The 12,333-nt window shown below is 34.7% G+C and carries 7 protein-coding genes; 1 reads left to right on the top strand and 6 read right to left on the bottom strand.

Annotation, left to right across the window (positions count from 1 at the left end; genetic code table 11):
* Nucleotides 1-400: 400 nt before the first annotated feature.
* From IEV50_RS17905 to IEV50_RS17915, 3 genes are all read right to left on the bottom strand, one after another.
* Nucleotides 401-1,942: a SusD/RagB family nutrient-binding outer membrane lipoprotein gene (locus tag IEV50_RS17905; RefSeq protein WP_188416986.1), complete on the bottom strand. Its 1,542-nt coding sequence runs from the start codon at nucleotides 1,940-1,942 to the stop codon at nucleotides 401-403.
* 21 nt (nucleotides 1,943-1,963) lie between these two features.
* Complete coding sequence (locus tag IEV50_RS17910) at nucleotides 1,964-5,113, bottom strand: SusC/RagA family TonB-linked outer membrane protein (protein ID WP_188416987.1); 3,150 nt, start codon at nucleotides 5,111-5,113, stop codon at nucleotides 1,964-1,966.
* Nucleotides 5,114-5,360: 247 nt separating this feature from the next.
* Nucleotides 5,361-7,856: a M14 metallopeptidase family protein gene (locus IEV50_RS17915; RefSeq protein ID WP_188416989.1), complete on the bottom strand. Its 2,496-nt coding sequence runs from the start codon at nucleotides 7,854-7,856 to the stop codon at nucleotides 5,361-5,363.
* Nucleotides 7,857-7,939: 83 nt separating this feature from the next.
* On the opposite strand from IEV50_RS17915, the gene IEV50_RS17920 reads away from it, so the two are divergent.
* On the top strand, nucleotides 7,940-9,241 hold the full coding sequence (locus IEV50_RS17920) for a UDP-N-acetylmuramoyl-tripeptide--D-alanyl-D-alanine ligase (protein ID WP_188416991.1): 1,302 nt from the start codon (nucleotides 7,940-7,942) through the stop codon (nucleotides 9,239-9,241).
* A 16-nt stretch (nucleotides 9,242-9,257) separates the two neighbouring features.
* On the opposite strand, the gene IEV50_RS17925 is transcribed toward IEV50_RS17920, so the two are convergent.
* From IEV50_RS17925 to IEV50_RS17935, 3 genes are read right to left on the bottom strand one after another with little or no spacing between them, the layout of a single operon-like run.
* A complete protein-coding gene (locus IEV50_RS17925) occupies nucleotides 9,258-9,752 on the bottom strand; it encodes a gliding motility lipoprotein GldH (RefSeq protein WP_188416993.1) in 495 nt (164 codons plus the stop codon).
* Nucleotides 9,721-11,160 carry a PSP1 domain-containing protein gene (locus tag IEV50_RS17930; RefSeq protein WP_188416995.1) on the bottom strand — a complete coding sequence of 480 codons (1,440 nt, stop codon included), beginning with the start codon at nucleotides 11,158-11,160 and terminating at the stop codon, nucleotides 9,721-9,723. Before IEV50_RS17930 ends, IEV50_RS17925 begins: the two co-directional genes overlap by 32 nt.
* 2 nt (nucleotides 11,161-11,162) lie before the next feature.
* Nucleotides 11,163-12,311, bottom strand: a complete 1,149-nt coding sequence (locus IEV50_RS17935; protein ID WP_188416997.1) for a DNA polymerase III subunit — start codon at nucleotides 12,309-12,311, stop codon at nucleotides 11,163-11,165.
* Nucleotides 12,312-12,333: the final 22 nt, after the last annotated feature.

Raw genomic sequence — 12,333 nt, forward strand, 5'->3', positions numbered from 1 at the left:
AATGTTTTTTAACTATATTTAACAATTAAGGCCTAAATTGTTAAAATCCTACTGATAAGTGTTAAAAAATTGCTTACACAACCAATACAACTGTATTTTTAGTTAAATATCGAAGGTTATTTGTAATAAAATTTCATTAAATAGTATATTTAGATAGATATAATATCAATAATTAAATACTTTCTTCATTAAATATAAAAAAAATCTAAATTTTAAATAGATTGTTGTTATAATAATTAAGACATCAAAAGAATAGCACTAATATCTATAAATTATCTTAGTTCTCTCTAGTAGAGAAGTACGTATAGATTAAAGTGTTAGTTTCATAAACATAAAGTTTGGACAAAAAAAAGCAGGTCTTACTTTTGATAAGACCTGCTTTTAGTTTAAGAAAGAATAATTATTTCTCCCAGAAAATTTTACTGCTAAAAATGTTAATTTGAGGAACATTTGCAGCATTACTTGCTAATTCATTTTGAGGATAAGGTAATCGCAAAGGCAGTTTGCCTCCGCTCACATTATTTAACCCAATCGGAATATTGGTTGGAAAACCAGTTCTACGATACTCAGCCCATGCTTCGTTACCATTAAAACCGTTGTTTGCAATCCATTTTTGAGTAATAATTGCTTCAAATTGACGAGCAGATGTTGTTGCTAAAGTCCAACTCACCAAAGGCGATGTAGAAGCAGTATAATAAGTATTGGCTGCAGCAGCAGTAGAACCCAATAATTTAAATGACTCTTCGATACCTGTTTGATAAGCTGTTTGTGCAGCTGCAGCCCCACCTGGAAGATACCCTTTTAAATACGCTTCGGCTTGCAAGAAAAATGCCTCAGAAGCTGTAAGTAGATATGCAGGTTTAGCAAACCCACTACTTGCACTTGAAGGAAGAACGCCTGCACCCACTGCTGAGTAGTTGTCTTTTTTGGTTGTTGGAGTTGCTGTTGTACCTGGGTAAACACCAGTATATGTTTGCGTAGCAGGAATTGGTGTTACAGCTGGTCTATAAATCAATCCTATTCTTGGGTCAGCTACTGTTGTCAAATAATCAACGGCAAATTTATTTGCTCTTGTAGCTTGATAGTTTGATGTTTCAGCACCAGTTACATTAAATCCGATTTGACCATATAATGGATTAAATTTACCTGCTTGATTAATGTATCCTGGATTAACACCAGCATTTTCACCAACAGCTAAAAAGGTTGCTCCAGATAATGATGCAAATCCTGCAGTTACTTTTGCAGCACGAGAAGGAATTAAAGATTGTCTTAACAATACGCGTAATTTTAAGGTATTTGCAAATCTTAACCACTTGCCCATTGAAATTGTTACAGAAGCACTACCAAACATAATATCGCTAGATGAAGTTGGATTATCAGCACCTGCCGCAACATTGATGCTAGCAATACCTGCGTCTATCAATGTAAGAATACCATCATAAACATCCTCTGCTTTATCATACTTTGGTGCTGACGTTGTTGTCCCTTTCAAAGCATCAGTAAATGGCACATCACCCCAAGTATCTACAAGCAGCTGGAAATTATAAGCCTGCATTATCTTTGATATGGCTAATGCATTCTTTTTACCTGAAGCTAACGCTTGCGCTTCTACATATTTATAATCATTTAATCCACCTGCATATAAAGATGTCCAAACCGCATCATAGGTATTAGGTGTTAACTGATATGTTTCTTGAGGCTGGTAAAACAAAAAGTCGGGAGATTGACCCCAGTTTCCTGTTAAAAGATTACCTAAAACATTTAAATTATTGTTAACAACAGTACCAGTATTACTAAGTGCTGCTGGCAGAACTAACTCTGGAGTTGTTGTTGTAGGGGTATTTGGATTATCATTGATATCCAAAAAGTTCTTTTCACAGCTTGTTACCGCCATTGTTAGCGATAATAATGCTATCCCTTTTATAATATGTTTAATTTTCATATTTCTAATTATTTATAAATACTAAAATGAAGCATTTAAAGTTATACCAAATGTTCTAGTAGAAGGAATGCTTGTAAACTCTCTACCCTGAGAATTACTCGTTCCAAAAATACTTGCCTCTGGATCGATGTATTTATTAGATTTTGGTGTCCATAATAAAATATTAGCTCCATTAACAGAAAGACTAGCTCTTCCAAAAGGAGTTCTTGCAAGATATTTCGCTGGTATTTGGTATCCAAAAGATACATCTCTTAATTTTAGAAACGCCGCATCAACAATGCTAGATTCTGCAAAACTATTAAAGTTACCATACCAGAAATCAAAATTACCACTACGTGTTTTTACTGTTGTATTTGGAGTAAATACGCCTGGAGAAGTTTCAATTACAGAATTAGGCCAGATAAATCGCTCTCTTCCATATTGAGTTGTCTCTTCTGTAGAACCTGTAAAGGTTAAGGTACTCTTAGTTCCTGAATAGATTACATTACCCGATCTGAAATCAAGAGTAGTAGATAAAGTGAACCCTTTGTATGATAAAGTATTGTTAAATCCTAAAATATGTTTTGGACTAACTTGACCTAAGTTTTTCAAAGTAGGATCTAAACGAATGTATCCTGAAGTTGCATCAACAACAACATTTCCATTTCCATCTCTCAAATAAGCCGAACCTACTAACGAAATTGGTTGACCAACGATTGCTGTTGGAACTGGATCTCCTCCGCCTAAAGGTAATTGTTGGGCATTTTGATATAATGATTCTACTATATTTTTATTGTAGGTATAACTAAAACTAAAGTTCCATGAAAAACCATCACGGTTTCTAAAAGGATTTCCTTTTAATGAAATTTCAACACCTTTATTACTAACAACACCAGCATTAACTGTAGCTGCTGTAAAACCTGTAGATGAAGGAATACCAACATTGATAATTTGTCCGTCTGTAGTCGTTTTATAATAAGTAAAGTCTAATCCTAATTTGTCTTTAATAAAAGATAATTCTGTACCAAGTTCGTAAGATGTAGTAAACTCGGGTTTAAGATTTGGATTTGGAGTTGTATTAGATAATGAGAATGCTGCAGTAGAACCGTAAGGGAATCCAGCCCCAGCACCAAAAGTTGGTACTAAATTATAAGGATTGGCATCAGAACCTACTTTAGCATAACTTGCTCTTAATTTCCAATAAGATAGTACATCACTATTTTTTAAAGCATCGATTGCCTCAGTTGCAATAAAGCTTAAACTGGCTGAAGGATAAAAATAAGAATTGTTATCTGTTGGAAGTGTTGAGGATATATCATTTCTTAACGTTCCATTTAAGAAAACATAATTTCTGTAGCCAACAGTTAAATCACCAGCAAAGCCAATAATACGGTTTTTAAATGATGATTCACCGCCACCTAATTCTCCTACACGATTTGACAAATTAAAAAATCCTGGAGTAGAGATTGCACTTGCAGAAGCAGTTAAATTACGGCTATCATTCTGGCGAACATTATTTAATAGAATCAACGTAGCATTAAAGTCTTTATTAATATCTTTTTTGAACGTTAATAATAAATCGGAGTTCACAATTCTATTTGAAAATGCATCTTCAATGATTGCGCCAGGCGTAGCTGTAGGACGTTGACCTGTGCCAAATGTTGTTTTTTCAAATGTTTGCTTTCTTCTATCTGAAGAATAATCAGTACCTAATCTATAAGTAACGTTTAACCACTTAGCAGGATCATAAGTTACTTGAAAGCTTCCTAAAACGCGATCTAAATTACTATTAAATCTATTATTTTCTAGGGCATAATAAGGATTTGGTTGATAACCATTAAAGAAACCTTGTGTTGTTGCAAATTCATAATTTCTCCAGTCTTTAAAATTTTCTAAATTAATTTGACGACTTACGTTTAATACATCATTAATAACAGTAGCATTACCAGTACCAGTAAATGAGGTATTAGTTAAGTTTTTATTATAACTGATATTCGCACTAACATTAACATTATTCGCTAATTTAGTTGAACCAGATAATTTGAAGGTATTTCTTCTGAATTTATCCATCGGAACAACACCTTTAACTTCATTATCTGATAACGAAGCATAGAAAGAACCTTTATCACTTCCACCAGAAAAAGAAACTGAATTTTGAATATTTGTACCTGTGTTAAAGAAGTTTTTGGCATTATCAGGTACAGCACTATATGGAATCATTAGCTTATTACCATTGGCCAATGTCGGTCCTGACTGAACCATTGAACCATCTAATCTTGGACCCCAGTTAGTATTTTCAATTTCATCATATATCGAAGGGTTTCCTGTACCATTTTCATATCCAGAGCCAAATTCATTTTGTAATTCAGGTAACTTTTGGACATTATCCATATTAAAGGAAGAAACAACATTGATTTCTAATTTTTTATTTCTTAATGCCGCATCTTTACCTGTTTTAGTAGTAATAATAATTGCCCCATTTCTACCTTGAGAACCATATAAAGCGGCTGCATTTGGCCCCTTTAAAACAGTAACTGACTCAATGTCATCTGGGTTAATATCTCCAACGCGGTTTCCAACATCCACCTGATTCGCTGAACTAGAAGAGGGTTGTGTTGCTGAGTTATCGATTGGGATACCGTCAATAACAAACAAAGGCTGTCCTTCACCCTGCAAAGATCTTGTTCCACGCATCGTGATACGTGTTGCAGTATTTACACCACCGCTTGAACGCCCAATTTGAACACCTGGTGTTTTACCAGAAAGACCGTTGATTAAGTTTGTCTGTCTACCTGTTGTTAAATCGGCACTTTTGATATTATCGGCAGCATAACCCAAAGAGGCCTTACTTTTCTCAATACCAACTGCAGTAACCACAACTTCACCAAGTTGTTTGCTATCAGACGCTAATGTAGCATTAATAACACTTGAGGAACCTACAGATATTTCTCTTTGTGCAAATCCTAGACTTGAAAACACGATTGTATTTGAGCCAGATGGAAGCTTAAGGGAATAAGTTCCGTCTGCTCCGGTTGAAACACCAACAGATGTTCCTTTTACTTTTACACTTACTCCGGGAATCGGCAATTTATCGTCCGATGAAGTAACTGTACCTGTGATTGTTCGATCTTGTGCCATTGCCGTTACAGCAATAAACATAAGTATGAACAAACTTTGTAGAAGTTTTTTCATAATTGTAAATAGGTTAGTTAAAATTTGTTAATAATATGCTAAAATATGGTTAGTTAATTATACAACCAAATTTTATTTAACAATTTTTAACATTTAACATTTAAAATGCTGAAAAAATATCTTTTCTAATAAAAACTTAATTTTTGAATATTCCTAAAAGATTTAAGAACACTTTTAGGAATATTTTGGTTGAAAAATTCTTCAAAATAAACTTCCATTTATTTTTTTAAAAGAAATCTATTTTATATTAATAACTACAAAAAATTATATTTCCAAACAAAGCTTTGCCACCTTCCCAAAAATTCCTGAATAATGGGTCATTTGCCAAATACACTATATTTCCTTTGCCAGCATCCTGAACACCTATTAATAAGCCCGTTTTCAAATCTTCTCGTACTTTTTTACCAACAACACCAGCCATTAAACTCTTATCATTTAATTGACCAACATTCCATCCTTTTAAAAGTGGCTCATAAATTTTGCGATCGGTTTTAAGTGTGTAATAAAATTTTCCTATACCATAAGCGAAAGGATGGGAGGCATCCATATTAACCTTATATATGGCGCCCGGAATCGTATTCTCATAGTCATCATTATCTTTATTTTTGAATAGCAACTTACTCGGTTCAGGTTTTTCGTCTTTTTTAACAACCGCTTCTTTCTTTTTAATATCAAAACCCTTTTTTTCTAAAACACTTTCAATAGCATCCTCCATTAAAACCAATTTTCCGCCTTTGTTAATCCAGCTTTTTAAACCTTCATCTATAAAGCTACCGTAACTACCATCTGGAAGTATTAGTGTGTTAATTTTAGTAATATCAAGATTATTAATATCGCGGGCATTAATTATGCTTGGCGTTAAACCTAAATCGTGTTCCAGAAAGTACCAAACTTCGCCAAAAGCTAGAGACGAAACTTCATTTCCTGATACTATTGCAATTTTAGGTTGTTTCAATATCGGATAAACAGAAGAGCCAAAATCTTTGCCCTTATCTACAAACCCTGTTGCTATTGCCAGAATAGGTTTATTTAGTTGTGCAGAAACCTGAACAATTTTATTTTTAAGATCTTTTACTGATTTTTCATTTTCAACACGTAAAACGATTAAAGTTCCGGCGGCGTAATCCTTTCCGTTAACAGAGAAAGGTTGATCGGCTTGTCTTACTTTTATATTCTCCTTTTGCAAAGCAATAAGTAATTGTAAATCTTCGCTATTTCCCCAGCCAAATAACCAGGCTAATGGTTTATCCAGGTTTGAGGAAGTTATTTTGTTCTCATCCAAAGTTGAAAACTTACCTTTTATACTTTCTTTTGATGCATAAGCTTTTAAACCATATACATAAGGTAGTGCCCAAGCTGTAATATCATAGGTATTAGAATCTGTTACCAAAGTTTTAGGCTCTAATAAAACATTGGCAAGCACAGCCTTGGGTTGCAAAACATTTACAATTAAATCATTTCTACCCAAGGTAAAACTTTCTTCTTTCTGCGTATCGTAATCATAGCCACGTGCAGTTTTATCTCCTCCGTAAGCAAATTCAATTTTATTTTTTGTTAGTAGCTCTGCTAATTTTTTTAATCTGGATATATTATCTGGTTTAATAATGTAGCTTTTATAAATTCCTGGGGCAGTTGTTAAAGCCTGCTGAAAATATTTTTTATACTCATCTAATAACTTGCTATGATTTAGAGAAGTAACCTCTAAAGTTGACATGCCCGTTGTAAAGTGATGAGCAATACGATCTTTTAGGGTTAACGTATCTCCATCGTTTGTAACCACTGATAAACCTGCCCTTATTCCACCTTGTTCATAAGTCATTCCGATAGATCCATTATATAAAGGATAGGTATCGCCATAAGACGGATATAATAAATCAAAACGCTCTTTGGTAAAATATTGCCATCCCTGTTCATCAAAATATTTAGCATTATTTTTACCCACTACAATTTGAAAACTCTTTTGCCAAGGCGTAATATCCTGATGTACAGGCTCTGCTGCTGGAGCAAAATAATAAGGCTCATTATAGCTTTGCTCATGAAAATCGACATGAACTTGAGGCATCCACTGGTTATAAAGCGCTAAACGCTGTTTACTTTCAATTTGTGTTTGCCAGGCCCAATCTCTGTTTAAGTCAAAATAGTAATGGTTTGGTCTTCCGCCAGGCCAAGGCTCAATATGTTCTCTTGAAGTTGGATCAGCGTTTGGCTTTTCGCCTACAACACTGTTGAAATAATTTGCATAACGATCTCTTCCATCTGGATTTAAGCAAGGATCGATAATAACGACAGTATTTTTGAGCCACTCGTTTGCTGACTGATTTATTCCAGAAGACAAATTATAAAGCATTTTCATTGCCGTTTCAGTAGAATTTGCTTCATTTCCATGCACATTATAGCTTAACCACAAAATAGCTGGTTGTAAAGCTAAATCAACATTTTTGGTGGTGCCGCTTGCAAGCGACAAATTATTACTGCGAATTTGTTCTAACTTATTTATATTTTCTGCTGAAGAAATTACAGCTACCAAGAGTGGGCGGCCTTCATTTGTTTTGCCATATTCTATTAACTTAACATTTTTTGAAGCCGCAGCCGCCGTTTGCCTGAAATAATCGGCTACTTTATGATGTGGCGTAAAATGTGTTCCAAGTTCGTATCCTAAAAATTCGTCGGGCGATTTTACCTGAGCTCGTGCAAATAAAATGGAAGACAGGACTAAAACGAAAAGAGTAAAAAGTTTCTTCATAATTAATAATTTTATCTAATGTAGTAATTTTGTTTTTTGTTGCTGCGAAAGCTTAGTTTTACAACACATATTTTTCAATTATTATGATTACAACCGAAGAATTATACAATCATTATCTTAAAAACCCTATTATCTCTACCGATACCAGAAATATTTCTGAAGGTTGTATCTTTTTTGCCCTAAAAGGCGACAATTTTAATGCAAATGAATTTGCAGCACAAGCAATTGAAAAAGGTGCTGCTTTTGTAGTGATTGATGAAAAAAAACATGCAAAAAATCAAAAATGCTTATTAGTTGCTGATGTGCTTTCTGCTTTGCAGGATTTAGCCAGGCATCACCGCAAGCAATTAAATATTCCTGTAATTGGTTTAACAGGTAGTAATGGTAAAACAACAAGTAAAGAATTGGTAAATGCCGTTTTAGCCGAACGTTATAAAACCTTCGCTACTTTTGGCAATCTGAACAACCATATAGGTGTACCACTTTCCATTTTATCAATTAAAAGTGATGTAGAAATAGCTGTGATTGAAATGGGCGCAAATCATCAAAAAGAAATTGAATTGCTTTGCACCATTACGCAACCAACTCATGGAATAATAACTAATGTTGGTATGGCTCACCTCGATGGTTTTGGTGGATTTGAAGGTGTGAAGAAAGGAAAAGCCGAACTTTATACATATCTAAAAGGAAATAATGGTTATACATTTATAAATAGAGACAACCCTTATTTAATGGAAATGAGTGATGCAGCAGGTTTATCTAAACTCATATTTTATGGAACCGAAAATGGTAATACGATTAAAGGCTCACTAAAAAGCAGTGATCCTTTTATTGAAGTCGAATGGACAAACCACGAAATTTCATCATCAGTAAAAACTAATTTAACGGGAAGTTATAATTTCGAAAATATTCTCTCCGCAATTTGTATCGGCGATTTTTTTGATATGAATCCTAAAGAAATTAATTCTGGCCTGACCAACTATGAACCAAAGAATAATCGATCTCAATTAACAAAAACAGAAAGTAACACCGTTATCTGCGATTTTTATAATGCTAATCCAAGCAGCATGAGCGCTGCATTAAATAATATAACTGTTTTAACTTCTGATAAAAAAATTGCCATTTTAGGAGATATGTTTGAGCTAGGCCCAGAATCAGAAATTCAACACCAATTAATTGTTGAGCAAGCTTCAAAAAGTGAATTAAATGAAATTATTTTTATCGGGAAATATTTTTATGCCTTTAAGGATAAGTGTAAAGGCTTATTTTTTGAAACGCCAAATGAAGCAGCAGCTTATCTCAAAGAAAAACCAATTAAAAATAACTTGGTATTGCTAAAAGGTTCGCGAGGTATGAAGCTTGAAAGTTTGTTAGAATATCTGTAAGTAAGCAGCTCAGCTATTAATTACCTTGCTCGCGCACCAGAATACCGACATCAGCAATTTCTAAAAGTGGATTATCCCTCATGTTTTGCTCAATTTCTATTTCGAACTTCCCTGCATGAGCAAATTTATAGTTTGTAAGTAATGGAAGTGTGTAATTAAACACATTTCCTGAGCCGCTTCCTAACCATTCGCCATCATTTTTTGCTAATTTGTATTGATAACGCTTAGTGATTTGATTTTTTCCATCTTTAAAATGAACAATAATAAAAATATTTGCATAGCGATAATCAGCCGTATGCCTTAATTTGAAGTAAATGTTATATGGTTTTGAATTGTCCTTGATTTCAAACTGCGATTTAATGTGGTTGCGATACGTCCATTTTCGTTCAGGAATTTCGACATTACTATCAATGATGTTATTCGTGCAACCTGAAAAAAGCAGCACGAACAACATTAAAACCATTAAAAAATTCGGTTTATTATTCAGCAGCCGGTTTATTATCTGAACCATTAGTATTGTTTCGGCGATTATTATTCTTCCTTCTGTTATTTCTATTCTTATTTTTGCTAGGTTGAGCAGCTAGCTCTCCGCCTTCAACCTTTAAACCTTCTACTTTTGCAACAACATTTTTAGGCATTTGCGGTTGCTGAGGTTTTGGAGGATTTTGTGCTCTTGCACTTTGCTGTTGAGGCCTTTGCTGATTCGGATTTTGAGGTTTAGGCTGCACAGCTTTTTCTGCGTTTGGAACCCGTTCTCTCTTGGTTTGAGTATTATTCCGATTGTTTTTCTGATTTCTATTCTGGTTTTTATTTTTAGAGCGTTCATCCAAACGGGTTAAACTATCTTGACCAACCACGTTTTCGTAATCAAAAGATTTCTCTATTACAACTGGTGCCGCAATTTGAATGGCTTCTTCTTTTAAATTAGGCGCTTTTTTACCTGCCTTATTCATCACCATAATTTCTTTAACACGAGCCGCAGCTACCGGAATCCAGTTTTCATCTCCTTGGTAACTAAACCACATTATTTTTTTAAAAATATCTGTCTTTTGGTGACGGGCATAACCTGCCTCCGTATCTAAGTTTTCTATCCTGTCAGGAATATCTTTTAAAGCATCAAGATAAGTATCTAACTCATAATTTAAGCAGCATTTTAGCTTACCACATTGGCCGGCTAGCTTTAATGTATTTAAAGAAAGGTTTTGATATCGTGCCGCTGCTGTAGAAACGGTTTTAAAATTGGTTAGCCATGTAGAGCAGCACAATTCACGCCCACATGAGCCTATTCCACCAAGGCGACCGGCTTCCTGACGCATACCAATTTGACGCATTTCGATACGAATTCGAAAATTTTCGGCCATTTTTTTTATCAACTCGCGAAAATCTACCCTACCATCGGCTGTATAAAAAAATGTAGCTTTTGTTTTATCAGCCTGGTAATCTACATCACTAATTTTCATTTGCAACCGTAAATCCAATGCCAGCTTACGGGCTTTATGCATGGTTTCCCATTCCATTTCCTTCGCTGCATTCCATTTTTCAACATCGGCCTCGGTTGCTTTGCGATAAATCTTTTTAGTAACCTGATCAAGCGAAGTTTTACGCCGCTTCATTTGCACGCGAACCAATTCGCCAGTTAGTGAAACATGGCCAACATCAAACCCACCTGTTGGTCCTTCAACAGCAACCAACTCGCCAATTTCTAAGTAAATATTATCATTATTTAGAAAAAATTCTTTTCTTGAACCTTTAAACTTTACTTCTGTAACCTGAAAAGGCTTATAACTTGAGGGCATATCAAGGTTTGACAGCCAATCGTGAACCTCCATTGTTTGGCAACCACCGGTACCGCATGAGCCATTGCTCTTGCATCCATTAGGTGTGCAACCACCACCTGTTGAACAACTTCCACATCCCATAATTAATTATATATATATTGAATCCCCGTGGGGAGTGTTTTAAACTTGATAATTTTTACCAATTGTAAAGATACATCTAAAAACAGAATTTTCGGGTTTGCGTTTCTTTCAATATGGTAATGCGCTGTTTCCAATTCGGCAATAATTGCCTCGGCCATAGGCAATGTAAGCACATGAGCACTTAATTTTTTTGCAGTTTCCATAGTTAAAGGCGGCAATTTTACCAAATCCCCTGCACCGCTAATGATTAAACAGCATTCGCGTAAATAATTTATACCATACTTTAAAAAGTTCTTTTGATTTTCCCTACCCCATTTGGCAGCTTCATCCGTAAAATCAATTAAATCAGGTACTTTATTACTAAATCCATTACGCAACCAACCCGTAAAAATACCCGATCTATCCACCTGTTTATCAGCAGCTAATGCCTTTGCTTCAATTAAATTACCATCAGCTAAAAAAGAATAATCTGTAATTTGGTTTTCTGTTAATCCACTGTTTTCAAGCAAAAATTGTGAAATTTCACCCCCAGTTAATTTCGGAATTTTAATAATTTGAGTTCGCGATAAGATCGTAGTTAAAATTTGATCCTGACTTTGAGCAACTAAAATAAACAAGGTATTTGCAGGTGGTTCTTCGATTAATTTAAGTAAAGCATTGCCCGACTTATCTAAGTATTCGGGCAGCCACATTATTAAAACCTTAGTTTCAGCTTCAAAGGCTTTATAGCTTAGTTTTTTAATTATATCATGGCACTCCGCAATCGGAATATTGGCTTGTTTATTCGCAGCTTCTAGTTTAGACCTCCAAATATCCATATCAAAGTAGGTATCCTGCAAGAGCATACTTCTCCATTCTTCCAAAACATCAACAGCGGTTTTTGTACTTGGTGATGCAAAGAATGGATAAGAAAAATGTAAATCAGGATGGATTAGGCGCTCATATTTTCTACAACTTGAGCATACGCCGCAACTATCATTTTCTTCTTTTTCAATACAGTTAATGTATTGAGCATAGGCTATTGCCAAAGGTAACGCACCAGAGCCTACAGGCGATAAAAAGAGTTGAGCATGGCTTACACGGTTTTCTTTTACCGTTTGTACCAACTGCTGCTTAATTCTTTGCTGACCTATTATTTCTTTAAATTGCATTTGGTGCAAAGTAAGAAATAGA

The organism is Pedobacter mendelii (assembly GCF_014635725.1).
GTDB classification, from domain to species: domain Bacteria; phylum Bacteroidota; class Bacteroidia; order Sphingobacteriales; family Sphingobacteriaceae; genus Pedobacter; species Pedobacter mendelii.

Coding starts and splice junctions, on each gene's coding strand:
- IEV50_RS17905 (WP_188416986.1), bottom strand. CDS start 1,942: ATGAAAATTAAACATATTATAAAAGGGATAGCATTATTATCGCTAACA.
- IEV50_RS17910 (WP_188416987.1), bottom strand. CDS start 5,113: ATGAAAAAACTTCTACAAAGTTTGTTCATACTTATGTTTATTGCTGTA.
- IEV50_RS17915 (WP_188416989.1), bottom strand. CDS start 7,856: ATGAAGAAACTTTTTACTCTTTTCGTTTTAGTCCTGTCTTCCATTTTA.
- IEV50_RS17920 (WP_188416991.1), top strand. CDS start 7,940: ATGATTACAACCGAAGAATTATACAATCATTATCTTAAAAACCCTATT.
- IEV50_RS17925 (WP_188416993.1), bottom strand. CDS start 9,752: ATGGTTCAGATAATAAACCGGCTGCTGAATAATAAACCGAATTTTTTA.
- IEV50_RS17930 (WP_188416995.1), bottom strand. CDS start 11,160: ATGGGATGTGGAAGTTGTTCAACAGGTGGTGGTTGCACACCTAATGGA.
- IEV50_RS17935 (WP_188416997.1), bottom strand. CDS start 12,311: ATGCAATTTAAAGAAATAATAGGTCAGCAAAGAATTAAGCAGCAGTTG.